A 23,010-nucleotide genomic window follows, 5' to 3' on the forward strand; every position below is an offset into this window, starting at 1 on the left:
ACGGGTCACGAACCGCCGCGACGACCGGCCGCTCGACCGTCGCGGTGGTTCCTCCCGGCCGCCACCGGCCCTGCCGTCAGGCGTACTTATGTGCACCGAACGGTGGACCGCGTGCCCGGTACGGCACAATGGCCCCTGCTTGTCGACCTTGCTTGCACGGATGTGGGAGAGCGGCCGTATGACGACCACCACCGGTAGTGACGTTCCGCGGACCGTCGGCGGCAGTCGGGCGCTGGCCTGGCTGCTGGTGATCACGGGAGCCGCGGGCCTGCTCGCCGCCTGGGTGATCACGATCGACAAGTTCAAGCTGCTGGAGGACCCGAACTTCACGCCGGGCTGCAGCCTGAACCCGGTCGTCTCCTGCGGCAACATCATGAAGAGCGACCAGGCGTCCGCCTTCGGCTTCCCGAACCCGATGCTCGGCCTGGTCGCCTACGGGATCGTCGTCTGCGTCGGCATGAGCCTGCTGGCCGGGGCCCGCTTCCGCCCCTGGTACTGGCTGACCCTCAATGCCGGAGCCCTCTTCGGCGTCGGTTTCTGCGCCTGGCTGATGTACCAGTCGCTGTACAACATCAACTCGCTGTGCCTGTGGTGCTCCCTGGCCTGGGTCGCGACGATCTTCCTCTTCTGGTACGTCACCGCGCACAACGTCCGGGAGGGGCTGCTGCCGGCGCCGGGCTGGCTGCGGGGCTTCTTCGGCGAGTTCGCGTGGGTGCCGCCCGTGCTGCACGTCGGGATCATCGGCATGCTGGTCCTGACGCGCTGGTGGGACTTCTGGACCTCGTGAGCGTGGGGGTCCGCACTGTCGGTGGGCTCGCTTAGGCTTTCGGGGTGGAACCAGACCTCTTCACCGCAGCAGCCGAGGACCGCCAGGAGAAGGACCCGTCGAGTTCTCCGCTCGCCGTCCGGATGCGCCCGCGCACCCTGGACGAGGTCGTCGGCCAGCAGCACCTGCTCAAGCCAGGCTCCCCGCTGCGCCGCCTGGTGGGCGACGGGGCCGGCGGTCCGGCCGGCGCCTCCTCGGTGATCCTGTGGGGTCCGCCCGGCATCGGGAAGACCACCTTGGCGTACGTCGTCAGCCAGGCCACCCAGAAGCGGTTCGTGGAGCTCTCCGCGATCACCGCCGGGGTCAAGGAGGTCCGCGCGGTCATCGAGGGCGCCCGGCGGGCCGCCGGGGGGTACGGCAAGGAGACCGTCCTCTTCCTCGACGAGATCCACCGCTTCAGCAAGGCCCAGCAGGACTCCCTCCTCCCGGCCGTCGAGAACCGCTGGGTCACCCTGATCGCCGCGACCACCGAGAACCCGTACTTCTCGATCATCTCGCCGCTGCTCTCGCGCTCCCTGCTGCTCACCCTCGAACCGCTCACCGACGAGGACCTCAGCGCGCTGATGGCACGGGCGCTCACCGAGGAGCGCGGACTCGGCGGTGCGGTCACCCTGCCGGCCGATGCCGAGGCGCACCTGCTGCGGATCGCGGGCGGCGACGCGCGGCGCGCGCTGACCGCGCTGGAGGCGGGGGCCGGATCGGCCATCGCCAAGGGCGAGGGCGAGATCACCCTCCAGACCGTGGAGGAGGCCGTCGACCGGGCGGCCGTCAAGTACGACCGGGACGGCGACCAGCACTACGACGTGGCCAGCGCCCTCATCAAGTCGATCCGCGGCTCCGACGTGGACGCCGCCCTGCACTACCTGGCCCGGATGATCGAGGCGGGGGAGGACCCCCGCTTCATCGCCCGCCGCCTGATGATCTCGGCGAGCGAGGACATCGGCCTCGCGGACCCGACCGCCCTGCCGACCGCCGTCGCGGCGGCCCAGGCGGTGGCGATGATCGGCTTCCCGGAGGCCGCGCTGACCCTGAGCCACGCGACGATCGCGCTGGCGCTGGCGCCCAAGTCGAACACGGCCACCACCGCGATCGGGGCCGCCCTGGCCGACGTACGGGCGGGACTGACGGGGCCGGTCCCCGCGCACCTGCGGGACGGCCACTACAAGGGGGCGGCGAAGCTTGGGCACGCGGTGGGGTACGTGTACCCGCACGACGTGCCGGGCGCGATCGCGGCGCAGCAGTACGCCCCGGACGAGATCCACGGCAAGCGGTACTACGAGCCGACGCGGTACGGGGCGGAGGCGCGGTACGCGGACGTGGTGGAGAAGGTGCGGGAGCGACTGCGGGGGAACTGACCCGCCGGGATCCCGGCGCGCCCCGCACCGCGTGCGGTCGGGCACAGACCTAGGGTCGTCCCATGGGTCAGCGTTCTGCGGGAGCCGTCCTCGCCGTGGTGGCGGCGCTGCTGGTCGGCGGGTGCCACCACGAGGGGCGGGAAGCGGCGGCCCGGGCCAGTGCGGCCGCGCTGCTCGCGCGGGCGCCGCTGACCGGCCCAGGGTTCCCGCCCGCCGCGGCCGCGGCCAGGGCCCAGCTGGCCGGCCTGACCGTCGAGTGGGGCAAGAACTGGGAGACGTACAAGCGGGAGAACTTCGGCAGGTACTGGTCCGACGAGACCGACGCCGTCGGCGGTCGCAACGGCTGCGACACCCGTGACGACGTCCTGCGCCGCGATCTGAGCGAGCTGCGCGAGGGTGACCGCAACCCGTGCGTGGTGGTGTCCGGGGTGTTGCACGACCCCTATACCGGCGCGTCCCTCCCCCATTACTACCGGCGGGCCTCGCAGATCCAGACCGACCACGTCGTCGCCCTCGGCGCCGCCTGGCGCGCGGGCGCGTACGCCTGGACCCCGCAGCGTCGGCTGGAGTACGCCAACGACCTCGACGTGCTGCTCGCGGTGGACAAGCAGACGAACTACGACAAGAGCAGCAAGACCGCGGACAAGTGGCGCCCGCCGCGGCGGGAGTACTGGTGCGAGTACGCGCGCCGCTACACCGGCATCAAGCACAGGTACCGGCTGTCCGTCACCGCCCCCGAGAAGCTCGCGCTCCAGGAACTGTTGGACACGTGCCCGGCGGGCGGGTGACGGGCGTCAGTGACCGGCGGCGGCGAAGAGCGTGTGCATCGCCCGGCGCAGCCCGCCGATGTCGTGGACCGGTGTCGGGAAGTCGAAGCGCGCGTCGAAGGGGCCGCCCGCGGCGCCGGTGAAGCGGACCCGCAGGCCGAGCCGGTCCAGGGCGAGCGGGACCGCGTCCAGGCCGGCGGCGCCGCGCGGGCCCAGCAGGCCGCACAGCTCGCGGACCCGGTCGCCGTGGTCGGCGTACAGGTGCTGGAGCAGCTCGGTCTCGTGGGCCACCATCGGGTCGGGCTCGGCGGTGGCCAGCGCGTCGGGGTCCACGTGGCCCGAGCCCCACAGGTCCTCGACGGTGATCTCGCCGACCTCCAGCCGCAGCAGCATCCAGGCGGGGCGCCCATAGCGGCCGGGGGCGGGATCGGGGTCGAGGGCCTCGCCCATGCCCAGCAGTTCGCCCACCGGATGGCGCTCGGCGAGCAGTGCGGCGCAGGCGGCGCGGTCGTCCCCGCGCACCGGAGTGAGCCAGCCCGCCAGCCACGCGCGGCCTCGGATACGATGGGGCACGGACACCGGCGCCACATCCGTGATCTCGATCACGGCGGTGAGGTCGTCGTCCTGGGCGTGAGCGGCTGCCCTGGCAGCCGCGGATTCCCCTGACACAAGGAGAATCACGTCCCCGTCCGGGGTGACGGTCCGAGCGACCGGCATTCCCGTCCCGAACCCGTCGGGCTCGTGCGTGTCGTGAGCACCCGGCAGAGTGAGGGATACTGAGGCGTTGGACTCTACGAGGGTTCGTACGCGCTCGGCTCCGGTGAGCTGTCGAGCGCCTTCCCTGGGACGCGGTTGACTCTGCCAATCGTCGCCGAAAGCAGATCCTGTTTCGTCTGGATCTGAACTTCGACGCGCACTGGGCAGAGGGATCCCATGTGGTCGAGACATTACGTCCTCCTCGCTAAGGTAAGCCTCACCTAACTTACATGGAGGTAGGTTCCACGTGAACCAGAAGCGACCCAAGGTCAAGAAGTCGCGTGCCCTCGGCATTGCGCTGACCCCGAAGGCCGTCAAGTACTTTGAGGCCCGCCCCTACCCGCCGGGCGAGCACGGCCGTGGCCGCAAGCAGAACTCGGACTACAAGGTGCGTCTGCTCGAGAAGCAGCGTCTGCGCGCCCAGTACGACATCTCCGAGCGCCAGATGGCCCGCGCGTACGACCGCGCGAAGAAGGCCGAAGGCAAGACGGGCGAGGCGCTTGTCGTCGAGCTCGAGCGTCGCCTCGACGCCCTGGTCCTGCGTTCGGGCATCGCCCGCACCATCTACCAGGCGCGCCAGATGGTCGTTCACGGCCACATCGAGGTCAACGGTGGCAAGGTCGACAAGCCGTCGTTCCGTGTCCGCCCGGACGACGTCATCACGGTCCGCGAGCGCAGCCGCGACAAGCACCCCTTCCAGGTTGCTCGTGAGGGTGGCTACGCCGGCGAGGGTGAGGCCCCCCGCTACCTGCAGATCAACCTGAAGGCCCTGGCCTTCCGCCTCGACCGTGACCCGAACCGCAAGGAAATCCCGGTCATCTGCGACGAGCAGCTCGTCGTCGAGTACTACGCCCGCTGATTTCCCTCAGCGAGCGCGGTCCTCACAGGCTGTTCGTCTCGACGGAAGCCCGTCCGCTCCCCTTCGGGGGAGGGGGCGGGCTTTCCGCCGTTCCGCGCGGTCGCGGTACGCCGCCCTCGCTTCCCGCGGGGCCCTGCCCCGCCAGCGGCTCCGGCCCGCGCAGGGCCCGCTCCACCACCGCGTCCAGGCTCAGGGCGCGCCCGTGCCGGGCCCCGGCCGCGTACCGCTCGGCGCCCAGCAGCTCGCCCGCCCGCTCCTGGCACATCAGGCGCGGCGCGTTGAAGTAGCCCGAGCCGAAGAGCCGCAGCCCCACCGAGCCCCACAGCGGCTCCGCAGCGCCCTGGAGCACCGCGGCCTCCGCCGGCTCGCCCTCGGTCACCGTCACCAGCGCCAGCAGTTCCAGCGCCAGCACCAGGCCCAGCAGGTCGTGGAAGGCGTGGTTGATCGTCACGCACTCGCTCAGCAGCCGCCGCGCCTCGGCCGCGCCGCCCGCGTCCAGGGCCGCGTAGGCGAGGACGTACAGCGCGTACGCCTTCGCCCAGCGCTCCCCGCGCTCCTCGCAGATCTCCCGGGCCTCCTCGCACAGGGCCAGCGCGCCCGGCAGGTCCCCCTGGAAGGCCGTGGCCATCGCCAGCTCCACCTGGCACATCAGGACGTTGCTGTTCAGCTCCCCGACCTCCCGGTAGTGCCCGAGCGCCGCTCTCAGCAGCTCCCCGGCCCGCACCATGTCGTCCGAGAGCAGCGCCAGGCAGCCCAGCCGGTGCACCGCGTAGGCCGTGGCCACCGGGTTCCCGCCGGCCCGGGCCGCGTCGAGGCACTCGTGCAGGGCGCTCATCGAGGCCACGGCGTCCCCCTGGAGGGCCGCCACGTAACCGAGCACCCACAGGGCCTTCAGTCGGGCCGGTTCCTGCTCGGCTCCCGGGCGCTCGGTCCCCGGGCGTTCGGTCCCCGGGCGTTCGGCCTGCTCCAGCGCGCGGTCCAGCCAGAGCCGCCCCTCGGTGAGCCGGCCGCAGCCCGCCCAGTAGAACCACAGGGTCCCCGCCAGGTACTGGCCCAGGTGCAGCTCGTCCGGCTCCTCCAGGCAGCACTCCAGCGCGAGCCGCAGGTTGGGCAGCTCGGTCTCCACCAGGGCCGCCACCTCGTGCTGGCGCGGACTGAACCAGTCCAGCTCGCACCAGGTCGCCAGGCCCATGTACCAGTCGCGGTGGCGCCGGCGCAGCCGCCCGGCGTCGCCGAGCGACTCCAGCCAGCCCGCCCCGTACATCCGTACGGTCTCCAGCATCCGGTAGCGGACGCCCGCCGGGGTCCGCTCGCGCACCAGCAGGGATTGCGCGAGCAGCTCCCCGACCAGGTCCAGCACGCCCTCGACCGGCAGGTCCGGGCCCGCGCACACGTACTCGGCGGCGTCCAGGTCGAACTGGCCCGCGAAGACCGACAGCCGCGCCCACAGCAGCCGCTCCTCGGCCGTGCACAGCTCGTGGCTCCACCCGATCGCGGTCCGCAGCGCCCGGTGCCGCGGGAGCGCCCCGCGCCCCCCGCCCGTCAGCAGGGCGAAACGGTCCTCCAGCCGGACCACCACCTGGGCCGGGGAGAGCGTGCGCAGGCGCCCCGCCGCCAACTCCAGCGCAAGCGGAAGCCCGTCGAGCCGGGCGCAGAGCTCGCCGAGCGCGGCCCGGTTCTCGCCGGTGACCGCGAAGCCGGGGTCGGCCGCGACCGCCCGGTCGGCCAGCAGCGCCAGCGCGTCGTCGGCGTCCAGCGGGGCCAGCGGGAAGCTCCGCTCGCCGTCCAGCGCGAGCGGCCGCCGCCCGGCGGCCAGCACGCACAGGCCGGGGGAGCGGCGCAGTAGCTCGTGGACCAGCTCCGCGCACTCGTCGACCAGCTGCTCGAAGCCGTCCAGGACGAGCAGCAGCCGGCGCGGCGCCAGGTGCTCGGCCAGCACGGTGCGGGGCGGGCGGGTCGTGTGGTCGGTCAGCGCGAGGGCCTCGGCGAACGTCAGTTCCAGCAGCGCGGGATCGCGCAGGGTCGACAGCTCGACCAGCCAGACGCCGTCGCAGTAGCGTTCCTGCGCCCGGCGGGAGGCGGCGAGCACCAGCCGGGACTTGCCCACGCCCCCCGCGCCGGTCACCGTCACCAGCCGTGCGTTCTCCAGCAGCCGCGCCAATTCGCCCAGTTCCGGGCCCCGGCCGACGAAGGCGTTCAGCTCCGAGGGAAGATTGCCGTGGGGCGCTGTGGTGCGGGGGGAGTCGTCGGGTGCTCGCATGGGACACGGAGGGTACTGGTCCGCATGCGCTCCGTACAAGGCGATCGGGTTCGACCTCCGAATTCCGGTAGGGCTGCGGATCTCCGGCGCGATAGGGTCGGGGGACGAGTTTTCAACACGCAGAGAGCGGTGCAAAGTGTCCGGTGGTGAGGTGGCCGGGATCCTCGTGGCCGTCTTCTGGGCGATCCTGGTCTCGTTCCTCGCGCTCGCGCTGGCGCGACTGGCCCAGACGCTGAGGGCGACCACCAAGCTGGTGGCCGAGGTGACCGAGCAGGCCGTCCCGCTGCTGGCGGACGCCTCGATGACCGTACGCTCCGCGCGCACCCAGCTCGACCGGGTCGACGCCATCGCCAGCGACGTCCAGGAAGTCACCTCCAACGCCTCCGCGCTCTCCAGCACCGTGGCCTCCGCCTTCGGCGGCCCGCTGGTCAAGGTCGCGGCCTTCGGCTACGGAGTGCGCAAGGCGCTCGGGCGCAAGGAGGCGGCGGCAGCGGCCCCGAACGGCGCGCCCGCGCGGACACCCAGGCGTACCGTGATCGTCGGGCGGACCGTACCGGCGGCCCGGCGCCGGAAGCAGAAGGACTGAGACCGCGATGTTCCGCCGTACCTTCTGGTTCACCGCAGGCGCAGCCGCCGGCGTGTGGGCCACCACCAAGGTCAACCGCAAGCTCAAGCAGCTGACGCCCGAGAGCCTCGCCGCGCAGGCCGCCGACAAGGCGCTCGAAGCGGGCCACCGGCTCAAGGATTTCGCCCTGGACGTCAAAGCGGGAATGACGCAGCGCGAGGACGAGCTGAACGACGCACTGGGTCTGCACCAGGACCCGGACCGGCCCGACAACGTCACCGCCCTTCCCGGGCCGCGGCGACTGCGGGCCATCGGGGCCGAACAGGGCCCCGGCAAGCACCCCCGGAACAACCCACCGAAGTTTTCGTACAACCGGAATGAGGACCACTGATGGAGTCGGCTGAAATCCGCCGCCGCTGGCTGAGCTTCTTCGAGGAGCGCGGTCACGCCGTCGTCCCTTCGGCGTCGCTCATCGCGGACGACCCGACTCTGCTGCTGGTCAACGCGGGCATGGTCCCCTTCAAGCCGTACTTCCTGGGTGAGGTCAAGCCTCCCGCCTCGAAGCTGACCAGCGTCCAGAAGTGCGTGCGCACGCCGGACATCGAAGAGGTCGGCAAGACCACCCGCCACGGCACGTTCTTCCAGATGTGCGGCAACTTCTCCTTCGGCGACTACTTCAAGGAAGGCGCCATCACCTACGCCTGGGAGCTGCTCACCAGCTCCGTGGCGGACGGTGGCTACGGCCTGGAGCCCGAGAAGCTCTGGATCACGGTCTACCTCGACGACGACGAGGCCGAGCAGATCTGGCGCGAGAAGATCGGCGTCCCCGCCGAGCGCATCCAGCGCCTGGGTAAGAAGGACAACTTCTGGTCCATGGGCGTCCCCGGTCCCTGCGGCCCGTGTTCCGAGATCAACTACGACCGCGGCCCCGAGTTCGGCGTCGAGGGCGGCCCGGCCGTCAACGACGAGCGGTACGTGGAGATCTGGAACCTGGTCTTCATGCAGTTCGAGCGCGGCGCCGGTGAGAACAAGGAAGACTTCCCGATCCTCGGGGACCTGCCGTCGAAGAACATCGACACCGGCCTCGGTCTCGAACGCCTCGCCATGATCCTGCAGGGCGTACAGAACATGTACGAGACCGACACCCTGCGCGTGGTCATGGACAAGGCCACCGAGCTGACCGGCGTCCGCTACGGCCAGGCCAAGGACAGCGACGTCTCGATGCGCGTGGTCGCCGACCACATCCGCACCTCCGCCATGCTCATCGGCGACGGGGTCACCCCCGGCAACGAGGGCCGCGGCTACGTGCTGCGCCGCATCATGCGCCGCGCCATCCGCAACATGCGCCTGATGGGCGCCACCGGCCCGGTCGTCCTGGACCTCATCGGCGTCGTCATCGACACGATGGGCCTCCAGTACCCGGAGCTGGCCACCGAGCGCAAGCGGATCGAGACCGTCGCCCTCGCCGAAGAGGCCGCCTTCCTGAAGGCGCTCAAGGGCGGCACGAACATCCTCGACACCGCCATCACCGAGACCAAGGCCGCCGGCGGCTCGGTCCTGGCCGGCGACAAGGCGTTCCTGCTCCACGACACCTGGGGCTTCCCGATCGACCTCACCCTGGAGATGGCCTCCGAGCAGGGCCTCAGCGTGGACGAGCCGGGCTTCCGCCGCCTGATGCAGGAGCAGCGGGACAAGGCCAAGGCCGACGCCCGCGCCAAGAAGACCGGTCACGCCGACCTGTCCGCCTACCGCGAGGTCGCCGACAACTCCGGCGAGACCGAGTTCACCGGCTACGGCTCCACCGAGGGCGAGTCCACCATCGTCGGCCTGCTCGTCGACGGCGTCTCCTCGCCGGCCGCCTCCGAGGGCGACGAGGTCGAGATCGTCCTGGACCGCAGCCCGTTCTACGCCGAGGGCGGCGGCCAGCTCGCCGACCAGGGCCGGATCAAGCTGCACTCCGGCGCCGTCGTCGAGATCCGCGACGTGCAGAAGCCCGTACCGGGCGTGCACGTGCACAAGGGTGTCGTCCAGGTCGGCGAGGTGACGGTCGGCGCCTCCGCCTACGCCGTCATCGACATCAAGCGCCGTCGGGCCATCGCCCGCGCCCACTCGGCCACCCACCTGACCCACCAGGCGCTGCGCGACGCCCTCGGCCCGACGGCCGCCCAGGCCGGCTCCGAGAACTCGCCCGGTCGCTTCCGCTTCGACTTCGGTTCGCCCAACGCCGTCCCCGGCAGCGTGCTCACCGACGTCGAGCAGAAGATCAACGACGTGCTGTCGCGCGAGCTCGACGTCACGGCCGAGGTCATGAGCATCGACGAGGCCAAGAAGCAGGGCGCCATCGCCGAGTTCGGCGAGAAGTACGGCGAGCGCGTGCGCGTCGTCACCATCGGCGACTTCTCCAAGGAGCTGTGCGGCGGCACCCACGTCGCCAACACCGCCCAGCTCGGCCTGGTCAAGCTGCTCGGCGAGTCCTCCATCGGCTCCGGCGTGCGCCGCGTCGAGGCCCTGGTCGGCGCCGACGCCTACAACTTCCTGGCCAAGGAGCACACGGTCGTCGCCCAGCTCCAGGAGCTGGTCAAGGGCCGCCCCGAGGAGCTGCCGGAGAAGATCGCCTCCATGCTCGGCAAGCTGAAGGACGCCGAGAAGGAGATCGAGAAGTTCCGCGCCGAGAAGGTGCTCCAGGCCGCCGCCGGTCTGGCCGCCGGCGCCCAGGACGTCCGCGGCGTCGCCGTGGTCACCGGCCAGGTGCCGGACGGCACCGGCGCCGACGACCTGCGCAAGCTGGTCCTCGACGTGCGCGGCCGGATCCAGGGCGACCGTCCGGTCGTCGTGGCCCTCTTCACGGTCGCGGGCGGCCGCCCGCTCACCGTCATCGCCACCAACGAGGCCGCCCGCGAGCGCGGTCTCAAGGCCGGTGACCTGGTGCGCACGGCCGCCAAGACCCTCGGTGGCGGTGGCGGCGGCAAGCCGGACGTCGCCCAGGGCGGCGGCCAGAACCCGGACGCCATCGGCGAGGCCATCGGCGCCATCGAGCGCCTCGTCGGAGAGACGGCCTGACGATGACGCTGCGCCGCGGCCGACGCCTCGCGATCGATGTCGGTGACGCCCGGATCGGGGTCGCCTCGTGCGACCCCGACGGGGTGCTGGCCACGCCGGTCGAAACCGTGCCGGGACGGGACATCCCGGCCGCGCACAAGCGGCTGCGGCAGCTGGTCGCGGAGTACGAACCCCTTGAAGTCGTGGTCGGCCTCCCCCGCTCGCTCAGCGGGCGGGAGGGGCCGGCCGCGGCCAAGTGCCGTTCCTTCGCCACCGAGCTGGCCAAGGGCATCAAGCCCGTGACCGTGCGGCTGGTGGACGAACGGATGACCACGGTCACCGCGGCCCAGGGCCTGCGGGCCGCGGGGCGCAACGCCAAGAAGGGGCGCTCGGTGATCGACCAGGCGGCCGCTGTGGTCATCCTCCAGAACGCTCTGGAGACCGAACGGGTATCAGGTAATCCGCCCGGTGAGTGCGTCGAAGTGGTTGTCTGATCGCGATACGGTAACGTTCCGCGCGATGTGACGGCATTCGAACAGCCGTCGCCCACCACTTCTGAGGCGGAACCGGGTGCCGCGGCCCACAAGCAGCCGCTGCCTCCGTCTCGCGGCTCTAGGGGACCGATGACCGAGTATGGACGGGGCTCCGGCCCTGAACCGTGGCACCCAGAGGACCCTCTCTACGGGGACCCGGCGTGGGCCGGGCACCAGGCCCAACAGGGTCAGGTGCCCTACGCCGTCGGCCAGCAGCAGTATCCGCAGGAGCCGCAGTACCAGGGGCAGCCGCAGCAGTACCAGCAGCAGCCCCAGCCGCAGTACGCCCAGCACCCGCAGCAGTACCCCGCGGAGTACCAGGGGCAGCCGCAGCAGTACCAGCCCGAACACCCGCAGCACCTTCAGCAGCCGCAGCACCCCCAGCAGCTGCACCCGCAACACCAGCAGCAGCAGTACCCCATGCAGCAGCAGCCCCAGCAGCAACTGCACCCGCAGCAGCAGCCCGGGTACGACGGCCAGCCGGACCAGGTCTGGGACACCGGCCAGGGCCAGCAGGCCGTTCCCTACGGCGTGGACCCCTACGCCCAGCAGGCCGTGGCCTACCCGGGGGAGACCCCGGACGGCTACGCCACGGACACGGCCTACCCGCCGCCGCAGCCCCCCGGCCGCCGCCACCTCGTCCCGGAGCCCTCCACCGAGTGGCAGGACGAGGTCGCCGAGCCGGAGGAGGAGTCCCTCCTCGCGGCCGGTGGCGGCGGCGACGCGGACGAGCCCCCGTCCGGCGGACGACGCGGCGGCCGCGGCAAGGGCAAGGGCGGCAAGAGCAAGGGCACCAAGCGCACCGGCTCGGCCTGCCTGATCGCCGCCCTGGTCATCGTGGGCGCCGTCGGCGGCGTCGGCTACTACGGGTTCTCGTACGTTAAGGCGAAACTCGGCATGGCCGACGACTACACGGGCGAGGGCACCACCTCGGTCGACGTCGAGATCCCCAAGGGCGCGACCCTGGGACAGATGGGCGCCATCCTGGAGAAGGCGGGCGTCGTCGCCAGCGCCGAAGCCTTCGTGAACGCGGCCCAGGAGCACCCCAAGGGCAGCGGGATCCAGCCGGGTCTCTACCCCCTGCGCAAGCAGATGTCGGCGAAGTCCGTCGTCGAGGTCATGTCCGACCCCTCGAAGCTGAACGTGATCATCGTCGCCGAGGGCCTGCGCAACGTGCAGGTCTACGGTGCGATCGACAAGAAGCTCAAGCTCCAGGAGGGCACCACCGCGGAGCTCGCCAAGCGCGAGGTCAAGACGCTCGGCCTGCCCGCCTGGGCCGAGGACGGGCAGAACATCAAGGATCCGCTGGAAGGGTTCCTCTACCCGGCGCGCTACGACCTCACGACGGGCATCACCCCGCAGGACCTGCTCAAGAAGATGGTCAAGAACGCCACGGAGAAGTACGGGGCGCTCGGCATCGAGGGCAAGGCGAAGGACCTGGGCCTCAAGTCCCCGCTGGAAGTGGTCACGGTCGCGAGCCTGGTGCAGGCCGAGGGCAACAAGCACGAGGACTACCGCAAGATGGCGGCCGTCATCTACAACCGCCTCAAGCCGACGAACAACGTCACCATGCAGCGCCTCGAATTCGACTCGACGATCAACTACATCAAGGGCACGAGCAACATCAACGTCTCCCGCGACGAGACGCGCTCCATCGAGGACCCGTACAACACCTACAAGGTCAAGGGCCTGCCGCCCGGAGCCATCAGCAACCCGGGCATCGACGCGCTCAACGCGGTGCTGAGCCCGGACAAGGACGGCTGGATGTTCTTCGTCTCGGTCGACGGGAACAAGACCAGCTTCACCAAGACCCTCGCCGAGCACAACAAGCTCGTCGAGGAGTTCAACGCACGACAGGCACAGAAGAAGCAACAGCAGAGCGGTGGGTAGCGGGAACATGTCACGGATAAGGGCCGCGGTGCTGGGTTCGCCCATCGAGCACTCCCTCTCACCGGTGCTGCACCGCGCCGCTTACCAGGAGCTGGGCCTCGTCGACTGGTCATACGACCGCTTCGAGACCGACGAGGCCGCGCTCCCCGGATTCCTCGCGGGGCTCGGCTCCGAGTGGGCCGGGCTGTCGCTGACCATGCCGCTCAAGCGGGCGATCATGCCGCTGCTCGACGAGGTCAGCGAGACCGCCGCCTCCGTGGAGGCGGTGAACACGGTCGTCTTCACCGAGGACGGCCGCAAGGTCGGCGACAACACCGACATCCCCGGGATCCTCGCCGCGCTGCGCGAGCGGGGCGTGGAGCGGGTCCCGACCGCCGCCATCCTCGGGGCGGGGGCCACGGCCTCCTCCGCGCTGGCCGCCCTCTCCCGGATCTGCTCCGGCGAGGTCACGGCGTACGTCCGCTCCGCCGAGCGGGCCGCCGAGATGCGCCGGTGGGGCGAGCGGCTCGGCGTGCCCGTGCACACGGCCGACTGGTCGGCCGCGGCCGAGGCCCTGGGCGCGCCGCTGGTGATCGCGACCACCCCCGCCGGGGCGACCGACGCCCTGGCCACGGCGGTCCCCGAGCGACCGGGCACCCTCTTCGACGTGCTCTACGACCCCTGGCCGACCGCACTCGCGGCGGCCTGGTCGCGGCGCGGCGGGCAGCTGGTCGGCGGTCTCGACCTCCTGGTCCACCAGGCCGTCCTCCAGGTCGAGCGGATGACCGGCCGCTCTCCCGGCCCGCTCGCCGCGATGCGGGCCGCCGGGGAACGGGCCCTGGCCGCCCGGTAGATCCATCCGGGGCGGTGGGCCCGTAACCGCCTGTACCCGTCCGTACCCGCCCCGACCTGCCACAGTGGCGTCCGATAGCTGGACCGGGGGCCGGTACATCGGCCCGGACGTGGGAGGATCGGGGGTGGCGGGCCCGGACGGCGCACCCGGTCGCGCCTTAGCTGTGCCAGGCGCGAGCATGAGGAGCATCGTTGAGCAGGTTGCGTTGGCTGACCGCCGGGGAGTCGCACGGACCGGCGCTGGTAGCGACGCTGGAGGGGCTTCCCGCCGGCGTTCCGGTCACCACCGAACTGGTGGCCGACCACCTGGCGCGCCGCCGGCTCGGATACGGCCGCGGTGCCCGGATGAAGTTCGAGCAGGACGTGGTGACCTTCCTCGGCGGCGTCCGCCACGGTCTCTCCCTCGGTTCCCCGGTCGCCGTCATGGTCGGCAACTCCGAGTGGCCCAAGTGGGAGAAGGTCATGTCGGCCGACCCGGTCGACCCGGCCGAGCTGGAGGGCTCCGGGCGCAACGCCCCGCTGACCCGCCCCCGCCCGGGCCACGCCGACCTCGCGGGCATGCAGAAGTACGGCTTCGACGAGGCCCGCCCGATCCTGGAGCGCGCCAGCGCCCGCGAGACGGCCGCCCGCGTCGCCCTCGGTGCCATCGCCCGGTCCTTCATCAAGGAGACCGCGGGCATCGAGATCGTCTCCCACGTGGTGGAACTGGCCGCCGCCAAGGCCCCGTACGGCGTCTACCCGACCCCCGCGGACGTCGAGAAGCTCGACGCCGACCCGGTGCGCTGCCTCGACGCCGACGCGTCGAAGGCGATGGTCGCGGAGATCGACCAGGCCCACAAGGACGGCGACACGCTCGGCGGCGTCGTCGAGGTGCTCGCCTACGGTGTCCCGGTCGGCCTCGGTTCGCACGTGCACTGGGACCGCCGCCTCGACGCGCGGCTCGCCGCCGCGCTCATGGGCATCCAGGCGATCAAGGGCGTCGAGGTCGGCGACGGCTTCGACCTGGCCCGCGTCCCGGGCTCCCAGGCCCACGACGAGATCGTCTCCACCTCCGAGGGCCTGAGGCGCACCTCCGGCCGCTCCGGCGGCACCGAGGGCGGACTGACCACCGGCGAGCTGCTGCGCGTACGGGCCGCCATGAAGCCGATCGCGACCGTGCCCCGCGCGCTCGCGACCGTCGACGTGGCCACCGGCGAGGCGACGGTCGCCCACCACCAGCGCTCCGACGTGTGTGCCGTCCCCGCGGCGGGCATCGTCGCCGAGGCGATGGTCGCCCTCGTGCTGGCCGACGCCGTCGTGGAGAAGTTCGGCGGCGACTCGGTGACCGAGACCCGCCGCAATGTCCGGTCGTACCTCGACAACCTGCAGATCCGGTGACCGGCGGCCCCCTGGTCGTCCTGGTCGGACCGATGGGGTCCGGCAAGTCCACGGTGGGGGCGCTGCTCGCCGAACGGCTCGGCGTGCACTACCGGGACACGGACGCCGACATCGTCGCGGCGCAGGGCCGGGAGATCGCGGAGCTCTTCGTCGACGAGGGCGAGCCGTACTTCCGCGGCCTGGAGCGCGCGGCCGTGGCCGACGCCCTCGCGGGACACACCGGGATCCTCGCCCTCGGCGGCGGTGCGATCCTCGACGACGGCACCCGGGCCCTGCTCGCCGGGCTGCCCGTCGTCTACCTGTCGATGGACATCGACGAGGCGGTCCGCCGGGTCGGCCTCGGCGCGGCCCGCCCGCTGCTCGCGGTCAACCCGCGCCGCCAGTGGCGCGAGTTGATGGACGCGCGCCGCCACCTGTACACCGAAGTCGCGCGCGTCGTGGTGGCCACCGACGACCGCACCCCCGCAGAGGTCGCCCAGGCGGTCCTCGACGCTCTGGAGTTGAAGGACGTATGACAGACCAGGTGACGCGCATCCAGGTCGGCGCGAGCTCCGGGCACGACGCCTACGACGTGCTGGTCGGCCGGCAGCTGCTCGGCGAGCTCGGCACCCTGATCGGCACGAAGGCGCAGCGCGTCGCGGTGATCCACCCCGAGGCGCTGGCCTCCACGGGTGAGGCGCTGCGCGACGACCTCGCGGCCCAGGGCTACGAGGCGGTCGCCATCCAGGTGCCGAACGCCGAGGAGGCCAAGACCATCGAGGTCGCGGCGTACTGCTGGAAGGCCCTGGGGCAGTCCGGCTTCACCCGCACCGACGTGATCGTCGGCGTCGGCGGCGGCGCCACCACCGACCTCGCGGGCTTCGTCGCGGCCTCCTGGCTGCGCGGCGTGCGCTGGATCGCGGTGCCGACGACCGTCCTCGCGATGGTCGACGCGGCCGTGGGCGGCAAGACGGGCATCAACACCGCCGAGGGCAAGAACCTCGTCGGCGCCTTCCACCCGCCCGCCGGTGTGCTCTGCGACCTGGCGGCCCTCGACTCGCTGCCCGTCAACGACTACGTCAGCGGCCTCGCCGAGATCATCAAGGCCGGATTCATCTCCGACCCGGTGATCCTCGACCTGATCGAGGGGGACCCGCAGGCGGCCCGGACCCCCGAGGGCCCGCACACCGCCGAGCTGATCGTGCGCTCCATCCAGGTCAAGGCCGATGTGGTCTCCAGCGACCTCAAGGAGTCGGGCCTGCGGGAGATCCTCAACTACGGCCACACCCTGGCCCACGCGATCGAGAAGAACGAGCGCTACAAGTGGCGCCACGGCGCCGCCGTGTCGATCGGCATGGTCTTCGCCGCCGAACTGGGCCGGCTCGCCGGCCGGCTCGACGACGCGACCGCCGAGCGGCACAAGAGCGTGCTCGCCTCGGTGGGCCTGCCGCTGACCTACCGCGGCGACCAGTGGCCCAAGCTGCTGGAGACCATGAAGGTCGACAAGAAGTCCCGCGGCGACCTGCTGCGCTTCATCGTCCTGGACGGGCTGGCCAAGCCGACCGTCCTGGAGGGCCCCGACCCGGCCGTGCTGATCGCGGCCTACGGCGAGGTGTCCGCGTGAGCCGCAAGGTGCTCGTGCTGAACGGCCCGAACCTGGGCCGGCTCGGCTCCCGCGAGCCCGACGTGTACGGGGCCACCTCGTACGCGGGGCTGGTCGAGAGCTGCCAGAGCCTCGGCCGGGAGCTCGGCTTCGACGTCGAGGTCCGCGAGACCAACGACGAGGGCCAGCTGGTGCGCTGGCTGCACGAGGCCGCCGACGGGAAGATCCCGGTGGTCATCAACCCCGGCGCCTTCACGCACTACTCCTACGCGATGCGGGACGCGGCGGCGCAGCGCACCGCGCCGCTGATCGAGGTGCACATCTCGAACCCGTACGCCCGTGAGGAATTCCGGCACACTTCGGTCATCGCCTCGGTGGCGACCGGGACCGTGGCGGGCTTCGGACTGGGCTCCTACCGGCTCGCGCTGCACGCGCTGGCGGAGGAACTGCCCGCGGCCTGAGATAACGTTCTCGCATCAGTCCTCGCCTGAACGAGACGGAGTGGCAGCGGATGCAGCACGGAGTGGGGGGATGGGGCGAGCCGGGACAGCATCCGGCCGCCCCCGCGCAGCCGCCGATAGCCCCCGTGACCGGCTGGGCCCCGCCGCCTGCCGGCCCGCCGCACCCGTCGCACCCCGGGGGGCCGCCGCGCCACCACGCGGGCCCGCCGCATCCGGCCGGCCCGCCGCACCCGCCGGCTCCGCCCGCTCCGCCGCACCACGCGGGTCCGGTGCACCCCGCGGGCCCGCCCGCTCCGCCGCATCCCGCCCCCGTGCCCGCGCCGCACGGGGCGCCGCGCCGGCCCGGCTACGTACCGGGCGCGGTGGTGGCGCCCGTACCCGAGGCCACCGGGCACATCCCGCTGCCGGCGGCCGCGCCGCCCGCCCCCGGCACGGGCGTGGCCACCCTCGCCGTCCTGCTCATCGGCCCCGCCGGCGCCGGCAAGACCACCGTGGCCCGGCACTGGGCGGGCTCCCGGCAGGTGCCGACCGCGCACATCAGCCTGGACGACGTCCGCGAGTGGGTCTGCTCGGGCTTCGCCGACCCGCAGGCCGGTTGGAACGACCACTCCGAGGCCCAGTACCGGCTCGCCCGCCGCACCTGCGGCTTCGCCGCCCGCAACTTCCTGGCCAACGGGATCTCCTGCATCCTCGACGACGCGGTCTTCCCCGACCGGCCCGTGGTGGGCCTGGGCGGCTGGAAGCGGCACGTGGGGCCCGGGCTGCTCCCGGTGGTCCTGCTGCCCGGCCTGGAGATCGTCCTGGAGCGCAACGCGGCCCGCTCCGGCAACCGCCGCCTCTCCGACGAGGAAGTCGCCCGGATCCACGGCCGGATGGCGGGCTGGTACGGCTCCGGCCTGCCCATCATCGACAACTCCCACCTGGACGTGGAGGGCACCGCCCGCGCCCTCGACGAGGTCCTGGCCCGCGCCATCTCGACCCCCGCCAGCTGGTGACCACGGCCTAGGGCGGCCGCGCACCCCGTCCGGACGCGCTCGTCGAGCCGGATGCGCGGGGCGCTCGTACGCTCGAAGACATGTCAGACGTGTACGCGGCCCGTCGGGCCCTGCTCCGCGACCGCTGTGCCGCAGCGGGCAACTCCGCCGCACTGATCACGCGTCCGGCGAACGTCCGCTATCTCGCCGGGGCCTTCCCCGAAGGGGCGGTCCTGCTGATCGGGCCCGCCGAGGACGTCCTCCTCTGCGCCGCCTCGCCCACCGGCGAGGCGGACGAGGGGCGGCTCGACGAACACCTGCGGCTGTCCGTCCTGTCCGGTCCCGGCGCTGATCCCGCCGTCGCCGCGGCCGACCTCGCCTGCGGCAAGGACGTCCGGGCGGACTCCCTCGCCGTCGAGGAGCACCACCTCACCGTCGCCCGGCACCGGGCCCTGCGCTCGGTCGCGCCCAGGCTGCGGCTGGCCGACCTCGGGCCCGCCGTCGAACAGCAGCGGCTGATCAAGGACGAGGAGGAGATCGCCTGTCTGCGGATCGCCGCCGAGATCGCCGACCAGGCCCTCGGTGAACTCCTGGAGTCCATCCTCGTCGGCCGTACCGAGCGCCACCTCGCCCTGGAGCTGGAGCGGCGGCTGGTGGACCACGGCGCGGACGGCCCGGCCTTCCCCACCTCCGTCGGCACCGGCCCGCACTCCGGGCGCTCCCGGCACCGGCCCTCGGACCGGCGGGTGGAGGAGGGGGACTTCCTCTCCGTCTGCCTGGGCGCGAACTACCGCGGCTACCGGTGTGAGATCGGCCGTACCTTCGTGATCGGTACCTCCCCCGCGGACTGGCAGATCGAGCTCTACGACCTCGTCTTCGCCGCTCAGCGGGCCGGCCGGGAGGCGCTGGCGCCGGGGGCCGCGTACCGCGACGTGGACCACGCGGCGCGCTCCGTACTGGACTCCGCGGGGCACGGGGAAGCCCTCGCTCCGTCGACCGGACACGGCGTCGGTCTCGAAATCGACGAGGACCCGCAGCTTGCACCTACAGCAATGGGTAAACTGGACGCTTGCGTGCCGGTCACCGTCGAACCGGGGGTTCACCTCCCGGGCCGGGGCGGCGTCCGGATCGATGACACGCTCGTCGTACGCCCTGAGGCGGACGGCGGACCCGAGCTACTCACCATCACGACCAAGGAGCTGCTCGCGCTCTAGCTTTGCTGTGCGCGCCACCCGTGGTCCACCAGTCCAGGAGATTTCGCAACCGTGGCTTCCACGAACGACCTCAAGAACGGCATGGTGCTGAAGCTCGACGGGGGCCAGCTCTGGTCCGTCGTCGAGTTCCAGCACGTCAAGCCCGGCAAGGGCCCGGCCTTCGTGCGCACCAAGCTCAAGAGCGTGATGTCCGGCAAGGTCGTCGACAAGACGTTCAACGCCGGCACCAAGGTCGAGACGGCCACCATCGACCGCCGTGACATGCAGTTCTCGTACATGGACGGCGACTACTTCGTCTTCATGGACATGGACACCTTCGACCAGCTGATGGTCGACCGCAAGGCCGTCGGCAGCGCCGCCAACTTCCTGATCGAGGGCTTCACCGCCTCCGTCGCGCAGCACGAGGGCGAGGTGCTCTACGTCGAGCTGCCGGCCGCCGTCGAGCTCGTGATCGAGCACACCGACCCGGGCGTCCAGGGCGACCGCTCCACCGGCGGCACCAAGCCGGCGCGCCTGGTCACCGGTCACGAGATCCAGGTCCCGCTCTTCGTCACCACCGGCGAGAAGGTCAAGGTCGACACCCGTACCAGCGACTACCTCGGCCGGGTGAACAGCTAACCGTGGGAGCCCGGAGCAACGCCCGCAAGCGTGCTTTCCAGATCCTCTTCGAGGCGGACCAGCGCGGTGTACCCGTGCGCGAGGTCCTCGCGGACTGGGTCCGTCACTCACGGAACGACACCGACGGCCGTCAGCCGGCGGTCAGCGAGTTCACGATGGTCCTCGTCGAGGGGTACGCCGACAAGGTGGACCGCATCGACGACCTGATCGTCACCTACGCCGTGGACTGGGACCTCGACCGCATGCCGGTCGCGGACCGGAACATCGTGCGCCTGGGTGCCTACGAGCTGATCTGGGTAGACGAGACCCCGGACGCCGTGGCGATCGACGAGGCGGTCCAGCTCGCCAAGGAGTTCTCGACCGACGAGTCGCCGTCCTTCGTGAACGGGCTGCTGGCCCGCTTCAAGGACCTCAAGCCGAAGCTGCGACGGGACGAGAGCGCCTAGCGTCCCAGTGGTTCGGTACGCGTAGGGCCCGCAGCGCATCGCGCGCCGCGGGCCCTTCGCGTGTCCGCCCCTCGGGGCGGGAAGCGGAAAAACCGGCGGGGGCCGGGAAGCACATGGCTTCCCGGCCCCCGCCGGTAACGTTTCTGCTGGGCCTGGGCCCGGAGGTCAGAACGCTCAGATCTCCTCGTGGGTCACCGCGCGGCGGGCGTCCGCGTCCAGCACGCCCCAGCTGATGAGCTGCTCGGTCAGGACCGAGGGGGACTGGTCGTAGATGACCGCGAGGGTGCGCAGGTCGTCCTGGCGGATCGACAGCACCTTGCCGTTGTAGTCGCCGCGCTGGCTCTGGATCGTGGCCGCGTAGCGCTGGAGCGGGCCGGCCTTCTCGGCGGGCACGTGGGCAAGGCGCTCCAGGTCCAGACGGAGCTTCGGCGGCGGCTCGGCCGCTCCGCCCGGAGTGGTGCCCGGCAGGAGTTCCTGCACCGGCACACCGTAGAAGTCCGCCAGCTCGGCGAGGCGCTGGACGGTCACGGCGCGGTCCCCGCGCTCGTACGATCCGACCACCACGGCCTTCCATCGGCCCTGGGACTTCTCCTCGACACCGTGGAGGGAAAGGCCCTGCTGGGTGCGGATGGCACGGAGCTTGGCCCCGAGCTGCTTGGCGTATTCGCTGGACATAACGCTCCCGGACGCTGTGACGCTGTGATGATATGGACAACGTGCGGCTGCGCCGCGCGGCTGGTAACTCACTGTGAGGTTACGCAGCGTTACTTGGATGCGTCAAGCCGAATGGTCTCCCCCGCCCCCTTTAAGGGGACCCGCCCGACCCGGGTCGGGCGGCCCCGGACGGCCCTGGTACCGTGGATGCCGTACGACCCGGTTGCCTGCGGCAGCCGGCCAGACGTCCTTTAAGGTCCGTCCCGTGAGGCGGAGAAGGAGGTCCTTTTCATGGACGCTCAGCATGACCGGCACACCGCCGACGGTGCCCGCCCCGTTCTCGAGGCGCAGGACATCGCGCGGGTGCTGACCCGTATCGCCCACGAGATCGTCGAACGCGCCAAGGGCGCCGACGACGTGGTGCTCCTCGGCATTCCGACCCGCGGCGTCTTCCTGGCCCGCAGGCTCGCAGCCAAGCTCGAAGAGATCACCGGCACCAAGGTCCCGGTCGGCTCCCTCGACATCACCATGTACCGCGACGACCTGCGGATGAAGCCCGCCCGGGCGATCGGCCGCACCGAGATCCCCGGTGACGGCATCGACGGCAGGCTCGTGGTCCTCGTCGACGACGTGCTCTTCTCCGGACGCACCATCCGCGCGGCCCTCGACGCCCTCGGCGACATCGGCCGCCCGCGCGCGGTCCAGCTCGCCGTCCTCGTCGACCGGGGCCACCGCGAGCTGCCGATCCGCGCCGACTACGTCGGCAAGAACCTCCCCACTTCGCTGCGGGAGACCGTCATGGTCCAGCTCCAGGAGGAGGACGGCCGCGACGCCGTGCTGCTCGGCCAGCGGACCGCCCCGGCAGGCGGGCAGTAGCCCGAACAGGTGAGGGCCCCCGTTCACGGGTGCCCGCGCCGACGCCTGCCCGCGCGGACGCCCGCCCGACCGGCGCCCGCCCGCTCGACAGCCTGCCTTCCCGCCCTCCCCAGCCCAGACCCACGGACTCACGGAGCACCCAGATGAAGCGTCACCTCATCTCGGCCGCCGATCTCTCGCGCGACGACGCCGTCCTCATCCTCGACACCGCCGAGGAGATGGCCCGGGTCGCCGACCGGCCGATAAAGAAGCTGCCCACCCTGCGCGGCCTGACCATCTGCAACCTCTTCTTCGAGGACTCGACCCGCACCCGCATCTCCTTCGAGGCCGCCGAGAAGCGCCTCTCCGCCGATGTGATCAACTTCGTGGCCAAGGGGTCCAGCGTCTCCAAGGGCGAGTCCCTCAAGGACACCGCCCAGACCCTGGCCGCCATGGGCATCGACGCCGTGGTCATCCGGCACAGCGCCTCCGGGGCCCCGTACCGGCTCGCCACCTCGGGCTGGATCGACGTCCCCGTCATCAACGCCGGCGACGGCACCCACCAGCACCCGACCCAGGCCCTGCTGGACGCCTTCACCATGCGCCGTCGCCTGGTCGGCCCCGACGCGCTCGGCCAGGACCTCGCGGGCAAGCGGATCACGCTCGTCGGCGACGTCCTGCACAGCCGGGTCGCCCGCTCCAACGTCGACCTGCTGCACACCCTCGGCGCCCACGTCACCCTGGTGGCCCCGCCGACCCTGGTCCCGATCGGCGTCGAGACCTGGCCCTGCGAGGTCTCGTACGCCCTCGACGAGGTGCTGCCGAAGTCCGACGCGGTCATGATGCTGCGTGTGCAGCGAGAGCGGATGAACGCCGCCTTCTTCCCCACCGAGCGCGAGTACTCGCGGCGCTACGGCCTGGACGGCGAGCGCATGGCGAAGATGCCCGCCCACGGCATCGTCATGCACCCCGGCCCGATGGTCCGCGGCATGGAGATCACCGCCGAGGTCGCCGACTCCGACCGCTGCACCGTCGTCGAGCAGGTCGCCAACGGCGTGTCCATCCGCATGGCGGTCCTGTACCTGCTTCTGGGCGGCAACGAGTCCGCCGTCAGCCACGCCCGCCCCGTCGAATCGGAGAGCAAGTAA

The 23,010-nt window shown here is 71.7% G+C and carries 23 protein-coding genes; 20 read left to right on the top strand and 3 right to left on the bottom strand.

All coding sequences use genetic code 11. From position 1 onward, the window contains the following. Positions 1 to 178 precede the first annotated feature (178 nt). From ACIBEA_RS18865 to ACIBEA_RS18875, 3 genes are all read left to right on the top strand, one after another. Positions 179 to 787 (top strand): vitamin K epoxide reductase family protein, encoded by a 609-nt coding sequence (locus tag ACIBEA_RS18865; protein WP_399262233.1) that lies wholly within the window; start codon positions 179 to 181, stop codon positions 785 to 787. 44 nt (positions 788 to 831) lie between these two features. Next, positions 832 to 2,181 carry a replication-associated recombination protein A gene (locus ACIBEA_RS18870; protein ID WP_399262236.1) on the top strand — a complete coding sequence of 450 codons (1,350 nt, stop codon included), beginning with the start codon at positions 832 to 834 and terminating at the stop codon, positions 2,179 to 2,181. Positions 2,182 to 2,243: 62 nt separating this feature from the next. Further along, a complete protein-coding gene (locus tag ACIBEA_RS18875; RefSeq protein ID WP_399262238.1) occupies positions 2,244 to 2,969 on the top strand; it encodes an HNH endonuclease family protein in 726 nt (241 codons plus the stop codon). A gap of 6 nt (positions 2,970 to 2,975) precedes the next feature. On the opposite strand, the gene ACIBEA_RS18880 is transcribed toward ACIBEA_RS18875, so the two are convergent. Then, a complete protein-coding gene (locus ACIBEA_RS18880; RefSeq protein WP_399262240.1) occupies positions 2,976 to 3,896 on the bottom strand; it encodes a DUF2470 domain-containing protein in 921 nt (306 codons plus the stop codon). 55 nt (positions 3,897 to 3,951) lie between these two features. Here ACIBEA_RS18880 and rpsD point away from each other — a divergent pair, with 55 nt between their 5' ends. Further along, positions 3,952 to 4,563 carry a 30S ribosomal protein S4 gene (gene rpsD, locus ACIBEA_RS18885; protein WP_283451479.1) on the top strand — a complete coding sequence of 204 codons (612 nt, stop codon included), beginning with the start codon at positions 3,952 to 3,954 and terminating at the stop codon, positions 4,561 to 4,563. A gap of 22 nt (positions 4,564 to 4,585) precedes the next feature. Here the strand turns inward: rpsD and ACIBEA_RS18890 are convergent, their stop codons facing one another. Continuing rightward, complete coding sequence (locus ACIBEA_RS18890; protein ID WP_399262242.1) at positions 4,586 to 6,823, bottom strand: ATP-binding protein; 2,238 nt, start codon at positions 6,821 to 6,823, stop codon at positions 4,586 to 4,588. Between the two features lie 136 nt (positions 6,824 to 6,959). On the opposite strand from ACIBEA_RS18890, the gene ACIBEA_RS18895 reads away from it, so the two are divergent. The 14 genes from ACIBEA_RS18895 (at position 6,960) to nusB (ending at position 20,353) form a co-directional block, all read left to right on the top strand. Continuing rightward, on the top strand, positions 6,960 to 7,409 hold the full coding sequence (locus ACIBEA_RS18895; RefSeq protein WP_354381474.1) for a DUF948 domain-containing protein: 450 nt from the start codon (positions 6,960 to 6,962) through the stop codon (positions 7,407 to 7,409). Positions 7,410 to 7,416: 7 nt separating this feature from the next. Further along, entirely contained in the window at positions 7,417 to 7,779 is a 363-nt protein-coding gene (locus tag ACIBEA_RS18900; protein ID WP_399262244.1) for a DUF6167 family protein, read from the top strand. Then, positions 7,779 to 10,448 (top strand): alanine--tRNA ligase, encoded by a 2,670-nt coding sequence (gene alaS, locus ACIBEA_RS18905; RefSeq protein ID WP_399262246.1) that lies wholly within the window; start codon positions 7,779 to 7,781, stop codon positions 10,446 to 10,448. The genes ACIBEA_RS18900 and alaS overlap by 1 nt, the downstream gene beginning before the upstream one ends. A gap of 2 nt (positions 10,449 to 10,450) precedes the next feature. Beyond that, positions 10,451 to 10,921 carry a Holliday junction resolvase RuvX gene (gene ruvX / locus ACIBEA_RS18910; protein ID WP_399262248.1) on the top strand — a complete coding sequence of 157 codons (471 nt, stop codon included), beginning with the start codon at positions 10,451 to 10,453 and terminating at the stop codon, positions 10,919 to 10,921. A 231-nt stretch (positions 10,922 to 11,152) separates the two neighbouring features. Then, positions 11,153 to 12,850, top strand: coding sequence for an endolytic transglycosylase MltG (mltG, locus tag ACIBEA_RS18915; RefSeq protein WP_399262250.1), 1,698 nt, complete (start codon positions 11,153 to 11,155; stop codon positions 12,848 to 12,850). A gap of 7 nt (positions 12,851 to 12,857) precedes the next feature. Then, the gene (locus tag ACIBEA_RS18920; RefSeq protein ID WP_399262252.1) at positions 12,858 to 13,682 is read left to right on the top strand and encodes a shikimate dehydrogenase; all 825 of its coding nucleotides are present in this window, start codon (positions 12,858 to 12,860) and stop codon (positions 13,680 to 13,682) included. A 191-nt stretch (positions 13,683 to 13,873) separates the two neighbouring features. Then, positions 13,874 to 15,058: a chorismate synthase gene (gene aroC / locus ACIBEA_RS18925; RefSeq protein WP_399262254.1), complete on the top strand. Its 1,185-nt coding sequence runs from the start codon at positions 13,874 to 13,876 to the stop codon at positions 15,056 to 15,058. Next, positions 15,055 to 15,573 (top strand): shikimate kinase, encoded by a 519-nt coding sequence (locus ACIBEA_RS18930; RefSeq protein ID WP_399262256.1) that lies wholly within the window; start codon positions 15,055 to 15,057, stop codon positions 15,571 to 15,573. The genes aroC and ACIBEA_RS18930 overlap by 4 nt, the downstream gene beginning before the upstream one ends. Then, positions 15,570 to 16,661 (top strand): 3-dehydroquinate synthase, encoded by a 1,092-nt coding sequence (gene aroB, locus ACIBEA_RS18935; protein WP_399262258.1) that lies wholly within the window; start codon positions 15,570 to 15,572, stop codon positions 16,659 to 16,661. The genes ACIBEA_RS18930 and aroB overlap by 4 nt, the downstream gene beginning before the upstream one ends. Beyond that, the gene (gene aroQ / locus ACIBEA_RS18940) at positions 16,658 to 17,101 is read left to right on the top strand and encodes a type II 3-dehydroquinate dehydratase (protein WP_399262260.1); all 444 of its coding nucleotides are present in this window, start codon (positions 16,658 to 16,660) and stop codon (positions 17,099 to 17,101) included. Before aroB ends, aroQ begins: the two co-directional genes overlap by 4 nt. Positions 17,102 to 17,151: 50 nt before the next feature. After that, a complete protein-coding gene (locus ACIBEA_RS18945) occupies positions 17,152 to 18,096 on the top strand; it encodes an AAA family ATPase (RefSeq protein ID WP_399262262.1) in 945 nt (314 codons plus the stop codon). A gap of 80 nt (positions 18,097 to 18,176) precedes the next feature. Further along, positions 18,177 to 19,289: an aminopeptidase P family protein gene (locus ACIBEA_RS18950; RefSeq protein WP_399262264.1), complete on the top strand. Its 1,113-nt coding sequence runs from the start codon at positions 18,177 to 18,179 to the stop codon at positions 19,287 to 19,289. Between the two features lie 51 nt (positions 19,290 to 19,340). After that, positions 19,341 to 19,907: an elongation factor P gene (gene efp / locus ACIBEA_RS18955; RefSeq protein ID WP_399262266.1), complete on the top strand. Its 567-nt coding sequence runs from the start codon at positions 19,341 to 19,343 to the stop codon at positions 19,905 to 19,907. A 2-nt stretch (positions 19,908 to 19,909) separates the two neighbouring features. Further along, positions 19,910 to 20,353, top strand: coding sequence for a transcription antitermination factor NusB (nusB, locus tag ACIBEA_RS18960; RefSeq protein WP_399262268.1), 444 nt, complete (start codon positions 19,910 to 19,912; stop codon positions 20,351 to 20,353). Between the two features lie 174 nt (positions 20,354 to 20,527). Here nusB and bldD read toward each other — a convergent pair whose 3' ends face one another. After that, complete coding sequence (gene bldD / locus ACIBEA_RS18965) at positions 20,528 to 21,028, bottom strand: transcriptional regulator BldD (protein WP_283451446.1); 501 nt, start codon at positions 21,026 to 21,028, stop codon at positions 20,528 to 20,530. Positions 21,029 to 21,298: 270 nt separating this feature from the next. Here bldD and pyrR point away from each other — a divergent pair, with 270 nt between their 5' ends. Both pyrR and ACIBEA_RS18975 read left to right on the top strand, forming a co-directional pair. After that, positions 21,299 to 21,883 carry a bifunctional pyr operon transcriptional regulator/uracil phosphoribosyltransferase PyrR gene (pyrR, locus tag ACIBEA_RS18970; protein WP_385777475.1) on the top strand — a complete coding sequence of 195 codons (585 nt, stop codon included), beginning with the start codon at positions 21,299 to 21,301 and terminating at the stop codon, positions 21,881 to 21,883. Between the two features lie 143 nt (positions 21,884 to 22,026). Next, positions 22,027 to 23,010, top strand: coding sequence for an aspartate carbamoyltransferase catalytic subunit (locus ACIBEA_RS18975; RefSeq protein ID WP_399262270.1), 984 nt, complete (start codon positions 22,027 to 22,029; stop codon positions 23,008 to 23,010).

This window comes from Streptomyces sp. NPDC051555 (assembly GCF_044454405.1).
GTDB lineage: Bacteria > Actinomycetota > Actinomycetes > Streptomycetales > Streptomycetaceae > Streptomyces.

Excerpts from the sequence above, each read along its gene's own strand:
- ACIBEA_RS18920 (WP_399262252.1), top strand. The coding sequence starts at position 12,858 with ATGTCACGGATAAGGGCCGCGGTGCTGGGTTCGCCCATCGAGCACTCC.
- ruvX (WP_399262248.1), top strand. The coding sequence starts at position 10,451 with ATGACGCTGCGCCGCGGCCGACGCCTCGCGATCGATGTCGGTGACGCC.
- pyrR (WP_385777475.1), top strand. The coding sequence starts at position 21,299 with ATGGACGCTCAGCATGACCGGCACACCGCCGACGGTGCCCGCCCCGTT.
- ACIBEA_RS18900 (WP_399262244.1), top strand. The coding sequence starts at position 7,417 with ATGTTCCGCCGTACCTTCTGGTTCACCGCAGGCGCAGCCGCCGGCGTG.
- alaS (WP_399262246.1), top strand. The coding sequence starts at position 7,779 with ATGGAGTCGGCTGAAATCCGCCGCCGCTGGCTGAGCTTCTTCGAGGAG.
- ACIBEA_RS18975 (WP_399262270.1), top strand. The coding sequence starts at position 22,027 with ATGAAGCGTCACCTCATCTCGGCCGCCGATCTCTCGCGCGACGACGCC.
- ACIBEA_RS18945 (WP_399262262.1), top strand. The coding sequence starts at position 17,152 with ATGCAGCACGGAGTGGGGGGATGGGGCGAGCCGGGACAGCATCCGGCC.
- bldD (WP_283451446.1), bottom strand. The coding sequence starts at position 21,028 with ATGTCCAGCGAATACGCCAAGCAGCTCGGGGCCAAGCTCCGTGCCATC.
- aroB (WP_399262258.1), top strand. The coding sequence starts at position 15,570 with ATGACAGACCAGGTGACGCGCATCCAGGTCGGCGCGAGCTCCGGGCAC.
- ACIBEA_RS18950 (WP_399262264.1), top strand. The coding sequence starts at position 18,177 with ATGTCAGACGTGTACGCGGCCCGTCGGGCCCTGCTCCGCGACCGCTGT.
- ACIBEA_RS18880 (WP_399262240.1), bottom strand. The coding sequence starts at position 3,896 with ATGTCTCGACCACATGGGATCCCTCTGCCCAGTGCGCGTCGAAGTTCA.
- ACIBEA_RS18890 (WP_399262242.1), bottom strand. The coding sequence starts at position 6,823 with ATGCGAGCACCCGACGACTCCCCCCGCACCACAGCGCCCCACGGCAAT.
- ACIBEA_RS18875 (WP_399262238.1), top strand. The coding sequence starts at position 2,244 with ATGGGTCAGCGTTCTGCGGGAGCCGTCCTCGCCGTGGTGGCGGCGCTG.
- ACIBEA_RS18865 (WP_399262233.1), top strand. The coding sequence starts at position 179 with ATGACGACCACCACCGGTAGTGACGTTCCGCGGACCGTCGGCGGCAGT.